The organism is Streptomyces sp. NPDC088707 (assembly GCF_044752725.1).
GTDB lineage: Bacteria > Actinomycetota > Actinomycetes > Streptomycetales > Streptomycetaceae > Streptomyces.
Window position 1 is genome coordinate 686,197 of the sequence record NZ_JBIVLV010000002.1, and the last position, 17,178, is coordinate 703,374.

The window sequence follows — 17,178 nt, forward strand, 5'->3', positions numbered from 1 at the left end:
GCCCGACGCCCGGCACGCCATCGACAGTGGCATCGGCCTGTGACATTCGCGTCTCCATGCCTCTCGCGCTCCCGCGAGGAGGCGTCCTGGATCCATCTCATGGGGGACAAGAATGAGCGTGCGCAAGAAGGCCGCCACCACCGTCGCGGCCGCTGCCCTGGCCTTCGCCGGGGTGTTGGGCTCCGCGGGCCAGTCGGTCGCCGCATCGAACGGCCAGCAGATCCACTTCCACGACACCAGCACCGTCGTCTACTCCATCCGCATCCAGGGCTACAACCAGAACGGCGAATCGGTGTCGGGGTGCTTCGTCACGCCGAGCAGGGACACCTGGATCAACGGCTGGTGGTGGAAGGGAGAGGTCAGCGTCACCTTCTACCGGAACAACTCCTGCTCCTTCGCCACGTATTACGGCGACGAGGTCGTGTGGGTCCCCACCGCGCAGAACGGTGACTGGACGACCGTCTACTCCTGACCTCCCCCCGACCCCTGAGACGAGAAGAGAACAGCATGCGTATGCCCAGTGGACTTGGCGGATCCGTCCGCCGCGCTGTCGGGTTGGTCGCGACGAGTGTGCTGGTGTTCCTGTGCCTGCCCGCGTCGCCCGCGTCCGCGGCGATCGGCAGCGACTGGCAGAGGCTCACCAATCTGAACGCCACCAAGTGTCTTGAGGTCGCGGACTGGAGCACGGCGAACGGCGCCGCGACCCGGCAGTGGGACTGCCATCTGGGGTACAACCAGCAATGGTGGTTCGCCGGCGACGGCACGTTGTTCAACGCCAAGAGCGGCAAGTGCCTGGAGATCGCGGACTGGAGCAGGGCGAACGGTGCTCCGGCCCGGCAGTGGGACTGCCACGGCGGGGCCAACCAGCAGTGGGAGTGGGCCGGCACCACCACCCACGACGGACTCGACGTGATCGCTCTCATCAACGTGAACAGCGGTAAGTGCCTGGAGATCGCGGACTGGAGTCGAGCCAACGGCGCTCCGGCCCGCCAGTGGGACTGCCACTACGGGGACAACCAGCTGTGGTACGCCGGCGACATTCCCTAACACGCCGACATCCCCCGGCTGAACCGATCGCGCCGCACCGCACCAGTCCCTCACCGTTCACCGGCCGCCCTGTCGGCATGGATCGAAAGAAGAGGAACAACCGATGATTCGACGTACTTCGGCGATGCTCGTCGCCGCGGCGTCCCTGTTCACCGCAGGAGTCGCCCTGGCCGCGCCCGCGCAGGCGGCCTCCTGTACCCCCGACAACGCCTGTCTCTACTCGGACGCAGACTTCTCGGGCCTCAAGCGGGACGACTACAGCTCCCGCTCCTCGTGGGCGTCCATCAACTACAACGGCTTCCCCGACGCCTATCTCTACTGGAGCGAGAACCATCCGCTCAACGTCAGCTCGCTCGACAACTGGGACGTGGACACCAGGATCTCGGTGTACTACCACTCCCAGTGGCTGGGTCCCTGCTTCAAGATCGCGAACTACGGCTCGGTGACCAACTTCGCCTACGTGACCCTGAGCAGCGGCAAGAACGCCAACGACGTGATGGCCTCGCACCTCTTCGGCAACAACTGCTCGGGGATCGTCTACGACTCCTGATCCCCGGCCCACGACCGTGGTGGGCGGAGGCCGATTCCGCCCCACCGCAGCACGTCAACCGACCTTCAAACGCTGTCATTTCGGTATGGATCGAAAAGAGGAACACTCATGATGCGACGTACTTCGGCGATGCTCATCGCCGTGGCCTCCCTGTTCGGCGCGGGAGTCACCATGGCCGCGCCCGCGCAGGCGGCCTCCTGCACCCCCGACAACGCATGTCTCTACTCGGACTCCGACTTCACCGGATACAAGCGGGACGACTTCAACTCCCGCCACAACTGGGAGATCATCACCTACCCCGGATCCCCGAGCATTCCGCTCTACGCGGGCGACAACCGCATCTTCAACGTCAGCTCCATCGACAACTGGGACGTGGACACCAGGATCTCGGTGTACCGCAGCCCCTACCACATGGGCCCCTGCTTCAAGATCGCGAATTACGGCTCTGTGACCAACCTGGCCTACATCACCCTGAGCGGCGGCCAGAACGCCAACGACGTGATGGACTCGCACCTCTTCGGCAACAACTGCTCGGGCGTCGTCTACGACTCGTGATCCCCGGCCCATGACCGTGGTGGGGCGGAGGCCGATTCCGCCCCACCACAGCACATCCACTCTATCCAGGGGATTCCCTTGCGTTACACACGTCTTGTCATCGCCGCCGGGGTGGGCACGCTGCTGCTCACCGGGTGCGCGGAAGACGCACCGGCAGGCGCCGACGCCGGCGCATCCGTGGCCCGGGAGGTCGTCACGGAGGCCGACATCGTCCTCCCGGTGTCCGCTTATTTCTTCACCCCCGAGCAGCAGGCGCTGGTGGACACCGCGCACTCGACCCTGGCTGCCGACTGCATGAAGCGGTTCGGGTTCGACTGGCCGGTGACGAAGGCCGACCCCGTCGAGGTCGTGAGCCGTCGCTACGGCGTGGTCAGCGAGAAGGTCGCCGCCGAGCACGGCTATCACCTGATCCCGTCGGCAGGCGACGACCACGTCCGAGGCACGACGTCCGGCAGGGCCAGGCTTCCGGCCGAGGCGTACATGGTCTTCGGTGCCAAGGGCCCCAAGAGCGGCCGGGCCGGCTCCGGCAGCTACCGGGGCAAGGACATCCCCGAGGGCGGCTGCCGGAAGGAGGCCGAGCGCAAGCTGGGGCTCGAGAAGGTGCAGAACCCCGAGAAGGGCAAGATCGGACTGCTCAGCATCGACTTCACCAGCTTCGAGCAGGCCCAGAAGATGCCGGAGTTCATCAAGGCGCAGGATGCCTGGGTGTCCTGCATGAAGAAGGCCGGCTACCAGCACACGGCCTTCCTGCAGCCCGGCGAGAAGTACACGCTCCAGGGCGACTCCGCGTCGCCGCAGGAGAAGGCCGTGGCCAAGGCCGATGTGACGTGCAAGCAGGACGCGAAGCTCGCCACCGTGCTGCTCCGCCTCGAAACGCAGATCCAGAACGACTACATCGAGCGGAACGCCGCCGGTTTCGCCGAGATCAAGAAGGATCAGGGCGCGGTCATCAAGTCGGCCAACAAGGCATTGGCGAACTGAATGCCGAACGACGAACAGCACACCACGGACGTGGCCGTGACGGCCCGTGGCGACGGGGGTGACGGTGTACGGGGCAGGCGGCGCTGGCTCGCCCTGATCGCGGCGGGCGCGGTCGCGCTCACAGGGGCGGGCTTCGGTGCCTCCCTGCTGATCAAGTCGCCCGCCCAGGCCGCGGCGGACTCCCGGCCCCCCGCACCGTCCGTGATCACCGCGCCCGTCGAGCACCGGACACTGGCCTCGTCGGTGATCCTTCGCGGCACCGTGGTCGCCGGCCAGAGCCTGGAGATCACGCCAGGCGGGACGACCGAGGGAGGCACTCCCACGGTCTCCAAGCTGCCGCTGAAGGCAGGGGACCAGGTACGCGCGGGGCGGCTGCTGGTCGAGATCTCCGGCCGTCCGGTGATCGCACTCCAGGGCACCGTCCCGCTCTACCGAGACCTCAAGCCCGGCGCCCAGGGCAGTGACGTGGGCCGGCTCCAGGACGCGCTCCACCGGCTCGGCCACTCCACATCCCCGGACAACCGGGGGCGCTTCGGCGAGGGTACGAAGTCGGCGGTCACCGCGCTCTACGACGCGCTCGGGTACGAGCCCCTCCCGGTCGGCGGCGTCGAGGGCTCGGCCGCCGTCACCTCGGCCGAGGCACAGGTGACCTCGGCCGAGCGAGCCCTGGACGACGCCGAGGACGCACTGAAGACCGCCGAGGCCGACTCCCGCTCCGGGGCCGGCTCCCGCTCCGGCCCCGGTAGCTCCGGAACGGACTCGGGCAAGACGGCCGGCTCACCCGCGGGAACGGCCGGGGAGGCGACGCGCGGCGGCCGCGATCCGGAGGGCCTGCGCAAGGCCGTCGCACGTACCCGCGAGGACCTGGCCACCGCTCGCGAGGGCCTCGTCGCCGCCCGGGCGGCCTCGGGCCCCATGGTCCCCTCCGGCGAAGTCGCGTTCCTGGAGAGCTTCCCGGCACGGGTACAGGACCTCCCCGTACGACTCGGAGCGAAGGTGCAGGGAGCCGTGATGACCGTCGCCGCAGGCCCGCTGGTGGTGCACGGTTATGTGCCCGACCACCAGAAGGGCCTGATCAGGGCAGGTCAGAAGGCGGAGATCCTCTCCGAGGTCAACGGCGCCGACGCCACGGCCTCCGTACGGTCCATCGCCACCACCCGAACGATGCCGCGTCCCGACGGCGACACGGCCGAGGGACAGTCCGCCGGTGGGCAGGCCGACGCGGACGGCTATCTGATGACTCTGGCGCCGGGCCGACCGCTGGAGGCCGAATGGACCGGGCAGAACGTCCGCCTGACCGTCCAGGCCGCGACGACACGTGGCAAGGTCCTGGTCGTACCCGTCACGGCGGTGTCGGCCGGCGCCGACGGCTCCACCGCAGTCACCGTGCTCCAGGACGACGGCAGGCAGCGCCGCGTCCGGGTGAAGCCGGGCACCTCCGGCGACGGGAACGTCGAGGTCATCCCCCTGGAGAGCGGGACCCTCGGCGAGGGGGACCGGGTGGTGACCGGCGTCCCGGCGGATGCCGCCGCACAGGAGCCGACCGGATGACCGCGTCCCCGACCCCCTCCGAACCACCCGTCATCGCATTCCGGCAGGTCGGCCTCACCTACCCGGGGCCCCCGCCCATGGAGGCGTTGCGACCCGGCGATCTGGAGGTCCACCGAGGCGAGTTCATCACCGTCGTCGGCCCCTCCGGATCGGGCAAGTCCACGTTCCTGAACATCGCCGGACTCCTCGACACCCCCACGACGGGCCGCTTTCTCCTCGACGGCATCGACACCGGCCGGCTCAGGGACACCGAGCGCACCACGTTGCGCGGCCGCCGTATCGGGTTCGTCTTCCAAGCCTTCCACCTGCTGCCGCACCGCAGCGCCCGCGAGAACGTCGAACTCGCCATGGTCTACAGCGGCGTCCCGCGCGACGAGCGCTCCCAGAGAGCCCGCGAGGCGCTGGCTCGGGTCGGCCTCGGCCCTCGGACCGAGGCGTTTCCCACCCGGATGTCCGGCGGCGAACGCCAGCGGGTGGCCATCGCGCGCGCCCTGGTCGCCCGGCCCTCGCTGCTCCTGTGCGACGAGCCGACGGGAAACCTCGACACCGGCAACGCCGAGGCGGTGCTCCAGCTCCTTGAGGCCCTCAACGCAGAGGGCATCACGATCGTCCTCATCACGCACGACCTGGCCGTGGCCGCCCGCGGCCGGCGGACCGTCACCATCCGGGACGGCATCCTGAGCGAGAGCGAGCAGGCACCCGCATGCTGACCCGGAACCGAGAGGCGCCGCAGGCCGCGCCCCCAGCGCCCATCGGGCGCTCCGCATTCGTGCCGCGGGACGTGCTGGCCGAAGCGCTGGCCGGAATGCTGCAGCGCCCCGCCCGCTCCGCGCTCACCATGCTGGGCACCGTCCTGGGTGTCGGTGCCTTCGTCGCCGTACTCGGCCTCACGGCCACCGCATCCTCCCAGATCGACTCCCGCTTCAACGTGCTGTCCGCGACCGAGGTGACGGTCGAGGACATCGCCCGCGAGCAGGACGAGTTCGCCGGCGCGGCGTTCCCCGACGACGCCTCGGACCGCGTGCGGCGGCTCAACGGGGTGCGGCACGCCGGCGTCCTGTGGACGGTGCAGCCCCGGCAGAACGCCGGCGAACTCACCGTCACCGCCGCCCCGGTGGGCGACGCCGCGGGGGAACCTCTCAACGTCGTGGCCGCCGCCCCCGGTGCCCTGCTGGCGGCCGAGCCCCGGCTCTCGCAGGGCAGGCTGTACGACGACTTCCACACCGACACCCGCCAGCGTGTCACCGTGATCAGCTCGGGCATCGCCGCACGGCTGGGGATCACCACCCTGGAGACCAAACCGGCGATCTTCATCGGGGGGCAGCCGTTCACCGTCGCGGGCATCGTCGAGGACGTCCGGCGCCAGCCGGATCTGCTGCTCTCCGTCCTTGTGCCGGAGACCACCGCGGTGGAGCTCTGGGGGCGGCCCGCCCAGGGCGCCAGGATGCTCGTCGCCACCGACCTCGGCGCGGCCCGTCAGGTGGCCGGGGAAGCCCCGACGGCACTGCGTCCCGACCACCCGGAGTACTTCAAGGCGGTTCCACCGCCCGACCCGAAGAGCCTTCGGTCCTCGGTGACCTCCGACCTGGAACAGCTCTTCCTGCTGCTCGCCGCTGTGTGCCTGGTCATCGGAGCGGTCGGGATCGCCAACACGACCCTGGTGGCAGTCCTGGAACGCACCGGGGAGATCGGCCTGCGCCGCGCGCTCGGAGCGCAGAGGCGGCACGTCACCGCCCAGTTCCTCGCCGAGTCGGGCACGCTGGGCGCGTTCGGTGGACTCGTCGGTACGGCCATCGGCACGCTCACCGTCCTGGCCGTGGCGCTGATCAGGGACTGGACGCCGGTCATGCACCCGGTGGTCCTGGCCACCGCCCCCCTCATCGGTCTGGCGACCGGAGTCGTGGCCGGAATCTACCCCGCCCGCCGCGCCTCCTCCGTGCAACCGGCCGAAGCCCTCCGCGGCTGACGCAGGGCGCCTGACGGGCAAGGCTGACTTCCACCGGGCCTCCGACCGCTTCGGCCCGCGCTCAGCGGTGCTCGGGGTTCTCGAAGTCGAACCGGCAGCCGGCGTCCCACTCGGAGCGCTGGTTTCCGTGGGCGGGGATGCCGCCGGTGTCCTTGAGCATCCTCGCCAGGTGGAGCTGGTTCCAGGTCATGAAGGTCGTGTTGCGGTTCGTGAAGTCGTTGTCCGGCCCGCCGGAGCCGGGGTCGAGGTACGACGGGCCCGGGCCGGCCTCGCCGACCCAGCCCGCGTCCGCCTGCGGCGGAATGACGTATCCGAGGTGCTGGAGGCTGTAGAGGACGTTCATCGCGCAGTGCTTGGCGCCGTCCTCGTTGCCGGTGATCAGGCAGCCGCCCACACGACCGTAGTAGGCGTACTGGCCGCGCTCGTTGAGGATCGACGAGCAGGCGTACAGACGCTCGATCACCTGCTTCATGACCGAGGAGTTGTCTCCCAGCCACACGGGTCCCGCCAGGGTCAGGATGTCGGCGGCCATCACCTGCGAGTAGATCACCGGCCACTCGTCGGTCTCCCACCCGTGCTCCGTCATGTCCGGCCAGACACCGGTGGCGATGTCGATGTCCACCGCCCGCAGCACCTCGACCTCGACACCCTGGCGCTCCATGATGCCGGTGCTGATGTCGATCAGCCCCTGCGTGTGGCTGCGCTCCGGCGACCGCTTGAGGGTGCAGTTGATCACCAGGGCGCGGAGATCACGGTAGGACGTGCCGGTTTCGGTCATGGATGCGTTCCCCTGCGGACGAGTGGGCGTCGGGCGGCGAAACACCCCCGGCTGCCGACATCGATGGGGCCCCGGGTTGGTCCGGCCGAAAGTCCCGTCCACTGTCCCGCCTCGTCGAGCGGAATGACCGAACGCCGCGCCAACGGCGGCGAAGTCGCCCCCGATCACCCGCATGGCCCGCACCGGTGACACGCGTCCCCGAAGCGGATCCGCCCGCACGGCACCGCCACGCCCCGGGCACCCCGTGACGGACCGGCCGCGCTCGATCGGCAGCCTGCGCACGCCCTCGCCGTCGGGCCGCCCGGCCGCGACCGAGCACATGAGCCGGTGCCCGGAGGCGCGCGGCCTGCCCTACGACGCCGGGTGCGGCGGCACGGCGTCGACGAGCGCCGCCAGGGCCGCCCCGAGCGCCTGCAGCCCCGGGCCCGCCGCGCCGCCCGGCTCGCTCATGTAGACGTCGCGGCGAATCTCGATCATGAGCGCGCTGACCCGCGGATCCTTGCCGTAGTACGCCAGCGGTACGTACGTCCCGGCGAAGGGCGTGTCCGTCGCCAGGCCCCCGAATCCGCCGAACGCCTCCCGCGCGGCGGCCAGCAGGGCCGGCGGCGTGTGGAAGGCGTCGGTGCCGAGGCAGACCGGCGGGCGGGGCCCCTCGCCGTGCAGCTCGTACGGCAGCGGCCCGGTCGGGTACGAGTGGACGTCGACGATCACGGCCCGCCCCGTCGCTTCGAGGCGCGCCGCCACGGCGTCGGCCATGCCCGCGGCGTACGGCGCGAAGTACCGGTCGATCAGCGGCGCCGGGTCGAATCCGGCGGGGCGGAGCGGCGCCCGGTGCGTGGTCCTCGTGTACACCGCGCCCATCCCGACGGCCAGCATCTCCTCGCGTTCGTCGGGGAAGCGCTCCGGATCGACGACCAGCCGGGACAGCCGGTTGACGAACTGCCAGGGGCGCGCGCCGGCGGCCCCCGCGGCCACGGCCGCGATCTCCGCCGTGTGGGCGTCGGTGATGTGGTCGAGCTCGCGGTCCAGATCCCCGTCGTCCAGCAGGATGCCGTCGCGCACGTCCGGGGGTATCACCCGGGAGGAGTGCGGGACATGGAGCAGCACGGGGGAGTCCGGGGCGCCGGCGAGGACGTCGTAGGAGCGTGAGGTCATCGGCTCAGCCTTCCACAGTCGGACCCGCCGTGGCGTGCGCCCGGTGCGCGCCCCACGCTCCGCCGGTTTCCGGAGCCGTACGGCTCCCGGGACGGCGGCCCGACCGGCTGGCGGACGGGGTACCGGCCCCCGCGGCCCCCTGATCCGGGCATCGGTCAAGGTCAGCGGTCACAGGTCGCGGGTCACAGGCGGCGGGTCGCGGGCCCGGGGTCCGGGGCCCGGGCCGGGGTCACCGGTCGACCGTCGGTCACCGGTCGACCGTCACGGCCGCGTGGATGGTCTTGCCGTGGGGACCCGCGTCCACGGTCACCTCACGGCACAGACGGAGCACGATCGGCCAGCCGTAGCCACCGGGACGCAGCTCCTCGCGGCGCTCGTACAGCGGTGCCTCCCCGCTGCCGTCGGACACCGACACCGTCACCCGGTCCCGTCCGACCCCGATCCCGAAGCCCGTGACGCCGCCCGCGTGCCGGTGCGCGTTCGTGACCAGTTCCGAGGTCACGAGCAGCAGGTCCTCGACCTGGGCGGGCGGCAGGGGGCCGAGCGCCGCGAGGGTGTGGCGGACGAGCTGCCGCGCGTCGGCCGGAGTACGGACCGGGGGCGCGCCGGCGTCCCAGGCACCGTGCGGGTCCGCCCCGAGGGCCGGGCGCCGGGTGTCGCTCCAGGTCTTCATCGCGCATCCCTTTCTTCCTCTTCTGACCGGTTCCTCAGTAGGTGATGGGTTTCGTCTTCCCGTTCGAACCGGGGTGATGCTTTCCGTCCGGGCGGATTCGGCCGGAAGCGGAAGAGGAGTGCGTCCGAAAAGCGGGGGTACGCGAACCGGGACCGCTGAACGGACCGCGAGCCAGAGGAGGTTGTTCCTGTGCGGACCGATCCGGCCGAGGCGACGACGGCGTACACGACGAACGGCGTGGGCGAGGAGCTGCCCTTCCCCGAGGTCCCGCACGCGGTTCCACCCCGGGACGCGCGGGCCCTGTCGAAGGTGTTCCTCCGTGAACTGGCGGAGCGGGAGGAGGGCACCGCCGGGCATCAGTACGTCCGGAACACCCTGATCGAGATGAACATGTCACTGGTGGTGTACGCGGCGGGGCGGTTCAGGTCGCGCGGGGACGAGCGGGAGGACATCCTCCAGGTCGGCATGGTGGGCCTGATCAAGGCGATCGACCGCTTCGACCTGTCGCGCGAGGTGGAGTTCGCCACCTTCGCCGTGCCGTACATCGTGGGCGAGATCAAGCGGTTCTTCCGCGACACCACCTGGGCCGTGCACGTGCCGCGCCGCCTCCAGGAGGCGCGGGTGGAGCTGGCCAAGGCGACCGACGAGCTGAGCTCACGGCTCGGCCGGGCCCCGAGCCTCTCCGAGCTCGCGCCCGTCATGGACCTGTCCGAGGACGAGGTGGTCGAGGCCCAGGTCGCCGCCAACGGCTATCACTCCACGTCCCTGGACGCCAGGCTCGCCGGCGGCGACAGCGACGAGGAGGACGCGGCCCTGGCCGATCTCATCGGCCAGGAGGACCCGGCGCTCGCCCTCTTCGAGGAGTTCCACACCCTCGCCCCCCTCGTGGAGGCCCTCGCCCCGCGCGATCGGCTGCTGCTGCACCTCCGCTTCGTGGAGGAGCTCACCCAGACGGAGATCGGCGAGCGGATCGGCGTCTCCCAGATGCAGGTCTCACGCCTGCTCGCCCGAAGCCTGGACCGCTTGCGCGACGGCATGGTCGACGACGGTGGAGAAGGCTGAGCGGACCGAGAGGAACGCGCGGCCGGTTCCCGACGGGGCGATGTTCGCGAGGACGCTCAGGAGAAGATCGAACTGCCGGTACAACCTGGCGGACCTGTCACCGTGCCGCCCGTCCCCGTGCCGCCCCCTCATCGTGCCGCCCCTCCCCGAACTCGCTCAGCGTCGGGCGCGGTTGGCGCACCCCGACCGCCGTGAACGCGCGGTCGGGGTGCGCCGGCGGCTTCCGGGCCCGCCCGGCGCCGTCCGGACGGTCACGCGTGATCGCACGAGGGCGCGGCGATGAACGAGGGGCGCCGGACCGGGGCGGCGAAGGGCGCCTCCGGCTGGTTCTCTACGCTGTTGAAGACGAGGAAGACATTGCTCCGGGGGTAGGGCGTGATGTTGTCGCCCGACCCGTGCAGGGCGTTGCAGTCGAACCAGGTGGCGGAGCCGGCCGGACCCGTGAAGTGGCGGATGCCGCAGGCCTCGGCGAACGTGGTCAGCGCCTCGTGGGACGGCGTACCGGCGTCCTGCATCTGGAGCGACCTCTTGTAGTTGTCCTTCGGAGTGGCACCGGCGCAGCCGAGGAACGTGCGGTGCGAACCCGGCATGATCATGAGACTGCCGTTGGTGGTGTGGTTCGGCGTGAGCGCGATCGACACCGACACGGTCCGCATCCTCGGCAGGCCGTCCTCCGCGTGCCAGGTCTCGAAGTCCGAGTGCCAGTAGAAGCCGCTGGCTCCGAAGCCGGGCTTGACGTTGACCCGCGACTGGTGGACGTAGACGTCGGAGCCGAGGATCTGGCGGGCGCGCCCGATGATCCGCGGATCCTCGGCGAGCCGGCCGAAGACCTCGCTCATCCGGTGCACCTCGAAGACGGAACGGATCTCCTGGGAGCGGGGCTCGACGACCGCCCGCTCGTCGGCCCGTACGGCCGGGTCGGAGACGAGCCGGTCCAGCTCCGCCCGGAGCACGTCGACCTCGTCCGGGGTGACGATCTCGTCCACCGTGACGAAGCCGTCGCGGTCGTACTCCTCCAGTTCACGGTCCCAGAAGGGGCCCGCCGTGCCGGGGCCTGACCACACGACGGGGTCCTTGCGGCCGATCAGTTCCTCCTTCGGGCCACGGGTGGGGTAGAGGTCGACGGGGCGGGTCGGTGCGGAGGGCATGGGGGAGCGCGCTTCCTTTCGCGTGGGGATGTCGGTTCGCGTGGGGATGTCGGTGGCGTGCAGGGCTCAGACGTCGTCGGACGCGGGCTCGGGTTCCGTCAGCAGCGGATAGACGCCGTTCTCGTCGTGGTCCTCGCGCCCTGTCACCGGCGGGTTGAAGACGCACAGGCAACGGAAGTCGGCCTTGACCTTGAGCGTGTGGCGCTCGTGCCCGTCGAGCAGGTACATCGTTCCGGGCACGATCGTGTACGTGCGGCCCGTCTCGTGGTCGGTGAGCTCGGCCTCGCCGGCCGTGCAGACGACGGCCTCGACGTGGTTCGCGTACCACATCGCGGTCTCGGTGCCGGCGTACAGCACCGTCTCGTGGAGGGAGAAGCCGACCCGCTCACGGGCCAGGACGATGCGCTTGCTCTCCCAGGTGCCCGAGGCGGCCCTCACGTGCCGCTCGGTGTTCTCCAGTTCGTCGAAGGTACGGACGATCATGGGGTACGACTGCCTTTCGGGTCATCGGGTCATCGGGTCATCGGGCCGGCTGGTCGGTCGGCCGTCGGAACGTGGGGTCGGAACGCGCGGGTCGGGCGCGGGGTCAGGCGGTGTGGCGGACGGCGCGGGCCAGGATCCCGAGGCCCTCGTCGAGTTCGTCGTCCGTCGTGGTCAGCGGCGGCAGCAGCTTGACCACCTCGCCGACCGGGCCCGAGGTCTCGACCAGCAGGCCGGTCTCGAAGGCGCGCCGGCACACGGCGTCGGCGCGCTCCCCGTCGGCGAACTCCAGGCCCCACACCAGTCCGCGGCCGCGGACGGACACGCCGGTGCGCCCGTCGCCCCCGCACAGGTCGAGGAGGGCGCGCTCCACCCGGTCCGCCCGGCTCAGGGTGCGCCCGCGCAGGGTGCCGTCGCGCCAGTAGGCGTCGAGGGCGGCCGTGGCGGTGACGAAGGCGGGGTTGTTGCCGCGGAAGGTCCCGTTGTGCTCGCCGGGCTGCCAGACGTCGAGTTCCGGCCGGAACAGGCAGAGGGCCATGGGGAGGCCGTAGCCGCTAATGGACTTGGACAGGGTGACGATGTCGGGCGTGATGCCCGCCTCCTCGAAGGAGAAGAAGTCGCCGGTGCGGCCGCAGCCCATCTGGATGTCGTCGACGATGAGGAGCATCTCGTGCCGGCGGCAGAGCTCGGCGAGCGCGCGCAGCCACTCGGCCCGTGCGACGTTGATGCCGCCTTCGCCCTGGACGGTCTCGACGATCACGGCCGCCGGGTGGTCGAGGCCGGAGCCGGCGTCGTTGAGGAGCCGCTCGAACCAGAGGAAGTCGGGGAGCTGCCCGTCGAGGTAGTCGTCGAAGGGCATGCGGATGGCGTGGGGCAGCGGGACGCCCGCGCCGGCGCGCTTGGCGGCGTTCCCGGTGACGGCGAGCGAGCCGAGCGACATGCCGTGGAAGGCGTTGGTGAAGGAGACGACGGTCTGCCGCCCGGTGACCTTGCGGGCGAGTTTCAGCGCGGCCTCCACGGCGTTGGTGCCGGTGGGGCCCGGGAACATCACCTTGTAGGGCAGGGCCCGGGGCTCCAGGACCGTCGCGTGGAAGGTCTCCAGGAAGTCGCGTTTGGCGGTGGTCGACATGTCGAGGCCGTGGGTGATGCCGTCGTTGCCGAGGTATTCGAGGAGGGCCCGCTTGAGCACGGGGTTGTTGTGGCCGTAGTTCAGCGAGCCTGCGCCGGCGAAGAAGTCGAGGTACGGACGCCCCTGCTCGTCGTACAGCCTGCTGCCACTGGCGCGTTCGAAGACGACGGGCCAGGCGCGGCAGTAGCTGCGGACCTCCGATTCGACGGTCTCGAAGACGGAGGGCGTAGCGATGTCGGTCAGGGTCACGAAGCTCTTCTCCAGGGTGTTGTTCGGGGGTGTGGCGTGCCGGTCGACGGCTCAGGAGGCCGGCGGCCCGAGGGGGCCGATGCGGTACAGCACCTCGGACTCGTGTCCCGCCGCGGGGAACGCGGCGGCCGGGAACAGGACCTCCTGCGTCACCTCCGCGTCGTGTCGGCGTGCGAACGACCGGAACAAGCGGTCGGAGGCGAGGTTCCCCGGGGTGACGGTCGCCTCGATCCTGCTGATCCCGTGCTCGGCCGCGACCTGCGCGGACAGGGCGTCGAGCAGGGTCCCGGCTACCCCGCTTCCGCGGTGCGAACCCTCGACGGCGATCTGCCAGACGAAGAGGGTCTCCGGCTCGTCGGGGCGCAGATAGCCGGTGACGAAGCCGATCGGGCGTCCGGAGGCGTCACGGGCGACCGTGGTCGTGCCGGCGAAGTCGCGGCACCACAGCAGATAGCTGTACGGCGAGTTGAGGTCGAGTTCGCCCGAGCCGCGCGCTATCCGCCAGAGCTCGGCGCCGTCCGCGAGCGTCGGGGGAGTGGTGCGGGGAGCCGTGGTCGTCAGGCCAGTGGTCAACGGGGTCATGGGCGCCGAAGCTACCGAGTGGATCTCGGAACTTCCTGGTCCGGAGGGGTTGTTGTGGACACCTGGCCGTGATAGATGCGTCGGCGGCCTCCGGGGCGGAAATATGTGCCAGGTCACATGGAAAAGGACCCCAGAACAGGACAAAGTCACCGTTTATAACGGATGGATAACGCCTCCGGGATGCCTCCTCCCTTCGCGCCAAGAGCGTGAGAACATCCGCCATTCGGCGTTTGAAGGTGGTCTCAGCGGTCAGGCGTAAAGGTCTTTCCGTGCGCGGTGCCCGTTGTGCCCCGCCCGGGACGTGCGGAAGCCGGGCCGGGTACGACGACCCCGGCCCGGCTTCCTGCACCGCTGTGGCGCTCGGCTACCAGATCGCCTCGACCCACTCCGGGTGGTCGATGAACGGGTTCCGGTTGCCCTGGTAGGTGGTGTGGATGACGTCGTTGCGACGTTCCTCGAAGGCGCTCGGCGGGTCCTGCTCGTTCCACTGCTTCAGGACCGAGAGGCGCCCGTGGAAGCGGACGCTGCCGTTGGTCGTCGACTCGTTGGGCTCCAGGTCGGCCCAGGCGTCGTCGCCCTCGTAGCGGACGGCCATGTACAGGATCATCCGGGCCACGTCGCCCTTGTCGGCGTCGCGAGGCTCGAACGAGTTGCTGTCCGTGTAGCTGCCGGGGGCGCCGCTGACCGCGCTGCCGCCGTTGTCGAAGTCCTTGTTGCCGCGGATGCTGTTCACCTGGACGTCCGCCGCGCGCAGGTGGTGCAGGTCGGTGCCGGGCCCGGCCGAGGTGCCGAAGTTGCCGTGGGACTGGGCCCAGGTGTGCTCGCGGTTCCAGTCGCCGACGTCGCCGCCGTTGAGGCTCTTGCTCCGCGAGGTCCCGCTGTAGAGCAGGATGACGTTGTTGGTGTTGGCGGGGTCCTGGTCGGTGACCTTCAGCGCGTTCCAGACCGCGTCGTACGAGATCTTGCTCTGGCTGCTGATGATGGTGTGCAGCGAGGACTTGAGGCTCGTGCCGGTCTTGCCGATCGCGTTCTTGTAGTACGTGCTGTCGTACGCGGTGGTGGTGGCGCCGGCGGGGGTAGCGGCGACCGTGGGGAGCGTGACGCCGACGAGGGTGGCGGCGACGGCCGCCGCCCACACCTTCCATCTGCCGATCCGCACAACGGACATGGGGGGCCCTTTCCCGGGGACGGTACGCGGGGACGGCGGGCGTCGGCTCAACGCATCCGCTGTCTACGCGTGTTGACTTCGTGTCATCGGGAGAGTGGCACACGGCAGGTACCTGTCATGTAACGAGGAGAAGGCTGTTCCATGACGAGTTCGCATATGGCCGAGTCGCGGTGTCCCCCTGGGCCCGCCCCGGTCGGGTCCGGGTGGTCCGGGGTGTCCTCAGTCGCCCCGGACGTCCACCGGCATCCCCTTCGGTTCCTTGATGCGCTTCATGATGATCTGCGAGTTGACCTCGGTGACCCCGGTGAGCGTCGTCAGCCGCTCGATCCACAGCCGCTCGTACGCCGCGAGGTCGGCGACCGCGATCCGCAGCAGGCAGCCGGGGCTCCCGAACAGCCGGTAGGCCTCGATGACGTCCGGCACGTCCCGGAGCGCTTCCTCGAAGGCCTCCACCGTCTCCCGGTCCCGTCGCACCTCCACCGAGACGAGCACCTCGAAGCCCCGCCCCACCGCCTCCGGATCGATGATCGCCCGGTACCCCTGGATCACCCCGTCCTGCTCCAGCTGACGGACCCGGCGCAGGCAGGGGGACGGGCTGAGCCCCACGCGCTGGGCCAGCTCCTGGTTGCTCAGCCGGCCGTCGTCCTGAAGCTCGCGCAAGATGTGGAGATCGATTCGGTCCATGGCGCAATTATCTACCACGACGAAACGATACAGCGGCCGATTTCGCAATCGCCTTGCGCGCCTTCTGTCCTATCGTTGCGACGCAGGGCGATTTCGGTACGGAGTAAGGACGGCAGGCATGAAGCGGACGAACGACGGGGGAGCGCGCCGGATCGTCGTCATCAGCACGGGCGGCACGATCGCCAGCCGCTGGCAGGGCACCGGCTACGCCGCCGACGCCTCGGGCAACGACGTGCTGGCCACCGCCCCGCTCCCCGAGGGCGTCACCGTCGAGGTCGTCGACCTCTTCAACGTCAACAGCTCCCGCATGACCGCGGCGCACCAGCTCGCCCTGCTCAGGACCGTCCACGAGACCCTCGCCGACCCCGGCGTCGACGGCATCGTGATCACCCACGGCACCGACACCCTCGAAGAGACCGCCTTCTTCCTGGACCTCCACCACACCGACGCCCGCCCGGTCGTCCTCACCGGCGCCCAGCGCCCCTTCGGCACCGGAGACGGGGACGGCCCCGGCAACCTGTACGACGCGCTCCAGGTCGCCTCCTCCGTCAGCGACCTCGGTGTCCTCGTCGTCTTCGACGGGCGCGTCCACGCCGCCCGCGGCACCGTCAAGACCCAGACGCTCGCCGCCGACGCCTTCTCCGACCCCTCGGCCGAGCGCCTGGGCCGCGTCGGCTTCTCCCGTGTCGACATCGAGCGGCAGCCGGAGCGCCCGACGCCGCTGCCGCTGCCCGCCGCCGCGGACAAGGCGGACCCCGACGCCCCCCACGCCGTTCCGCTGCCCCGGGTCGCCATCGTGACGCACCACTCCGACGGCGATCCCCTCCTCCTGAACGCGGCCGTCGGCGCCGGAGCCGAAGGCATCGTCCTCGTCGCCACCGGCGCGGGAAACGCCACCCCCGAGATCGCCGCCGCCGTGGCCGACGCGGTCGCCCAGGGCGTCCTGGTCGCCGTGACCACCCGGGTCCCCGCCGGGCCGCTCGCCGAGATCTACACCGGCGGCGGGGCCGTCGACCTCGTCGCCGCCGGAGCCCTGCTCACCGGTACCCTCCGCGCCGCCCAGGCGCGGATCGCGGTCCTCGCGACGCTTCTCGCCGAGGGCGGCAACGGCGCGAGCGACCCCGGCCGCAGCACCGCCCTGCTGCGACGCCTCCTCGACGGGCCCGTCCGCGCGGAACCGGCCCTCGCCACCGGCGGCTCCCGCTCGGCCTCGGCCGTCGCCGCCCGCGCCTGACCCGGCGCACCCCAGAACCCCGGCTCGCGGGCGGCGCACCCCCCCGCCCGTCCGCGAGCCGGAGCCAACCTTCGCGGGGCTTTCCCCCGCCCCCGCCGCCGTACGGCCATGACCTCGGCCGGGCACCGCACACGCGGACGGCCACACCCCCGGCCCGGCCCCAGCGCGCACGCGAACAGCCGTTCC

19 protein-coding genes are annotated in these 17,178 nt (G+C 70.7%); 10 read left to right on the plus strand and 9 right to left on the minus strand.

Annotated elements, in window-relative coordinates; translation table 11 throughout:
- The first annotated feature begins 112 nt into the window (after positions 1 to 112).
- From ACIP84_RS10405 to ACIP84_RS10440, 8 genes are all read left to right on the plus strand, one after another.
- Complete coding sequence (locus ACIP84_RS10405; RefSeq protein WP_355958567.1) at positions 113 to 472, plus strand: hypothetical protein; 360 nt, start codon at positions 113 to 115, stop codon at positions 470 to 472.
- Positions 473 to 507: 35 nt separating this feature from the next.
- Complete coding sequence (locus tag ACIP84_RS10410; protein ID WP_401796945.1) at positions 508 to 1,047, plus strand: RICIN domain-containing protein; 540 nt, start codon at positions 508 to 510, stop codon at positions 1,045 to 1,047.
- A 103-nt stretch (positions 1,048 to 1,150) separates the two neighbouring features.
- Positions 1,151 to 1,597, plus strand: coding sequence for a hypothetical protein (locus tag ACIP84_RS10415; protein ID WP_355958563.1), 447 nt, complete (start codon positions 1,151 to 1,153; stop codon positions 1,595 to 1,597).
- 108 nt (positions 1,598 to 1,705) lie between these two features.
- Entirely contained in the window at positions 1,706 to 2,152 is a 447-nt protein-coding gene (locus ACIP84_RS10420; protein WP_355958561.1) for a hypothetical protein, read from the plus strand.
- Between the two features lie 78 nt (positions 2,153 to 2,230).
- Positions 2,231 to 3,133 (plus strand): hypothetical protein, encoded by a 903-nt coding sequence (locus tag ACIP84_RS10425; RefSeq protein WP_401796950.1) that lies wholly within the window; start codon positions 2,231 to 2,233, stop codon positions 3,131 to 3,133.
- Positions 3,134 to 4,684, plus strand: a complete 1,551-nt coding sequence (locus ACIP84_RS10430) for a peptidoglycan-binding protein (RefSeq protein ID WP_401796952.1) — start codon at positions 3,134 to 3,136, stop codon at positions 4,682 to 4,684.
- Positions 4,681 to 5,394, plus strand: coding sequence for an ABC transporter ATP-binding protein (locus tag ACIP84_RS10435; RefSeq protein ID WP_355958555.1), 714 nt, complete (start codon positions 4,681 to 4,683; stop codon positions 5,392 to 5,394). The genes ACIP84_RS10430 and ACIP84_RS10435 overlap by 4 nt, the downstream gene beginning before the upstream one ends.
- Entirely contained in the window at positions 5,388 to 6,650 is a 1,263-nt protein-coding gene (locus ACIP84_RS10440; protein ID WP_401796954.1) for an ABC transporter permease, read from the plus strand. Before ACIP84_RS10435 ends, ACIP84_RS10440 begins: the two co-directional genes overlap by 7 nt.
- 61 nt (positions 6,651 to 6,711) lie before the next feature.
- Here ACIP84_RS10440 and ACIP84_RS10445 read toward each other — a convergent pair whose 3' ends face one another.
- The 3 genes from ACIP84_RS10445 to ACIP84_RS10455 all read right to left on the minus strand — a co-directional run bounded on the left by ACIP84_RS10445 (position 6,712) and on the right by ACIP84_RS10455 (position 9,256).
- Complete coding sequence (locus tag ACIP84_RS10445; protein WP_355958551.1) at positions 6,712 to 7,428, minus strand: flavodoxin family protein; 717 nt, start codon at positions 7,426 to 7,428, stop codon at positions 6,712 to 6,714.
- A 351-nt stretch (positions 7,429 to 7,779) separates the two neighbouring features.
- On the minus strand, positions 7,780 to 8,583 hold the full coding sequence (locus tag ACIP84_RS10450; protein WP_401796956.1) for an N-formylglutamate amidohydrolase: 804 nt from the start codon (positions 8,581 to 8,583) through the stop codon (positions 7,780 to 7,782).
- A 247-nt stretch (positions 8,584 to 8,830) separates the two neighbouring features.
- Positions 8,831 to 9,256, minus strand: coding sequence for an ATP-binding protein (locus ACIP84_RS10455; RefSeq protein ID WP_401796959.1), 426 nt, complete (start codon positions 9,254 to 9,256; stop codon positions 8,831 to 8,833).
- A gap of 189 nt (positions 9,257 to 9,445) precedes the next feature.
- On the opposite strand from ACIP84_RS10455, the gene ACIP84_RS10460 reads away from it, so the two are divergent.
- Positions 9,446 to 10,318 (plus strand): RNA polymerase sigma factor SigF, encoded by an 873-nt coding sequence (locus ACIP84_RS10460; protein WP_401796961.1) that lies wholly within the window; start codon positions 9,446 to 9,448, stop codon positions 10,316 to 10,318.
- Positions 10,319 to 10,569: 251 nt separating this feature from the next.
- Here the strand turns inward: ACIP84_RS10460 and thpD are convergent, their stop codons facing one another.
- The 6 genes from thpD to ACIP84_RS10490 all read right to left on the minus strand — a co-directional run bounded on the left by thpD (position 10,570) and on the right by ACIP84_RS10490 (position 15,758).
- A complete protein-coding gene (thpD, locus tag ACIP84_RS10465) occupies positions 10,570 to 11,466 on the minus strand; it encodes an ectoine hydroxylase (RefSeq protein WP_355958545.1) in 897 nt (298 codons plus the stop codon).
- 66 nt (positions 11,467 to 11,532) lie between these two features.
- Positions 11,533 to 11,949, minus strand: a complete 417-nt coding sequence (locus ACIP84_RS10470; protein ID WP_030314862.1) for an ectoine synthase — start codon at positions 11,947 to 11,949, stop codon at positions 11,533 to 11,535.
- Between the two features lie 103 nt (positions 11,950 to 12,052).
- Positions 12,053 to 13,324: a diaminobutyrate--2-oxoglutarate transaminase gene (gene ectB, locus ACIP84_RS10475; protein WP_401796965.1), complete on the minus strand. Its 1,272-nt coding sequence runs from the start codon at positions 13,322 to 13,324 to the stop codon at positions 12,053 to 12,055.
- Between the two features lie 51 nt (positions 13,325 to 13,375).
- On the minus strand, positions 13,376 to 13,906 hold the full coding sequence (gene ectA, locus ACIP84_RS10480) for a diaminobutyrate acetyltransferase (protein ID WP_401796967.1): 531 nt from the start codon (positions 13,904 to 13,906) through the stop codon (positions 13,376 to 13,378).
- 364 nt (positions 13,907 to 14,270) lie between these two features.
- Positions 14,271 to 15,074, minus strand: a complete 804-nt coding sequence (locus ACIP84_RS10485; RefSeq protein WP_401796970.1) for an endonuclease I family protein — start codon at positions 15,072 to 15,074, stop codon at positions 14,271 to 14,273.
- Positions 15,075 to 15,293: 219 nt separating this feature from the next.
- A complete protein-coding gene (locus ACIP84_RS10490) occupies positions 15,294 to 15,758 on the minus strand; it encodes an Lrp/AsnC family transcriptional regulator (protein ID WP_401796973.1) in 465 nt (154 codons plus the stop codon).
- 118 nt (positions 15,759 to 15,876) lie between these two features.
- Here ACIP84_RS10490 and ACIP84_RS10495 point away from each other — a divergent pair, with 118 nt between their 5' ends.
- Positions 15,877 to 16,992, plus strand: coding sequence for an asparaginase (locus tag ACIP84_RS10495; RefSeq protein ID WP_401796976.1), 1,116 nt, complete (start codon positions 15,877 to 15,879; stop codon positions 16,990 to 16,992).
- The last annotated feature ends 186 nt before the right edge of the window (positions 16,993 to 17,178 follow it).

Excerpts from the sequence above, each read along its gene's own strand:
- ACIP84_RS10405 (WP_355958567.1), top strand. The coding sequence starts at position 113 with ATGAGCGTGCGCAAGAAGGCCGCCACCACCGTCGCGGCCGCTGCCCTG.
- ACIP84_RS10410 (WP_401796945.1), top strand. The coding sequence starts at position 508 with ATGCGTATGCCCAGTGGACTTGGCGGATCCGTCCGCCGCGCTGTCGGG.
- ACIP84_RS10415 (WP_355958563.1), top strand. The coding sequence starts at position 1,151 with ATGATTCGACGTACTTCGGCGATGCTCGTCGCCGCGGCGTCCCTGTTC.
- ACIP84_RS10420 (WP_355958561.1), top strand. The coding sequence starts at position 1,706 with ATGATGCGACGTACTTCGGCGATGCTCATCGCCGTGGCCTCCCTGTTC.
- ACIP84_RS10430 (WP_401796952.1), top strand. The coding sequence starts at position 3,134 with ATGCCGAACGACGAACAGCACACCACGGACGTGGCCGTGACGGCCCGT.
- ACIP84_RS10435 (WP_355958555.1), top strand. The coding sequence starts at position 4,681 with ATGACCGCGTCCCCGACCCCCTCCGAACCACCCGTCATCGCATTCCGG.
- ACIP84_RS10440 (WP_401796954.1), top strand. The coding sequence starts at position 5,388 with ATGCTGACCCGGAACCGAGAGGCGCCGCAGGCCGCGCCCCCAGCGCCC.
- ACIP84_RS10445 (WP_355958551.1), bottom strand. The coding sequence starts at position 7,428 with ATGACCGAAACCGGCACGTCCTACCGTGATCTCCGCGCCCTGGTGATC.
- ACIP84_RS10450 (WP_401796956.1), bottom strand. The coding sequence starts at position 8,583 with ATGACCTCACGCTCCTACGACGTCCTCGCCGGCGCCCCGGACTCCCCC.
- ACIP84_RS10455 (WP_401796959.1), bottom strand. The coding sequence starts at position 9,256 with ATGAAGACCTGGAGCGACACCCGGCGCCCGGCCCTCGGGGCGGACCCG.
- thpD (WP_355958545.1), bottom strand. The coding sequence starts at position 11,466 with ATGCCCTCCGCACCGACCCGCCCCGTCGACCTCTACCCCACCCGTGGC.
- ACIP84_RS10470 (WP_030314862.1), bottom strand. The coding sequence starts at position 11,949 with ATGATCGTCCGTACCTTCGACGAACTGGAGAACACCGAGCGGCACGTG.
- ectA (WP_401796967.1), bottom strand. The coding sequence starts at position 13,906 with ATGACCCCGTTGACCACTGGCCTGACGACCACGGCTCCCCGCACCACT.
- ACIP84_RS10485 (WP_401796970.1), bottom strand. The coding sequence starts at position 15,074 with ATGTCCGTTGTGCGGATCGGCAGATGGAAGGTGTGGGCGGCGGCCGTC.
- ACIP84_RS10490 (WP_401796973.1), bottom strand. The coding sequence starts at position 15,758 with ATGGACCGAATCGATCTCCACATCTTGCGCGAGCTTCAGGACGACGGC.
- ACIP84_RS10495 (WP_401796976.1), top strand. The coding sequence starts at position 15,877 with ATGAAGCGGACGAACGACGGGGGAGCGCGCCGGATCGTCGTCATCAGC.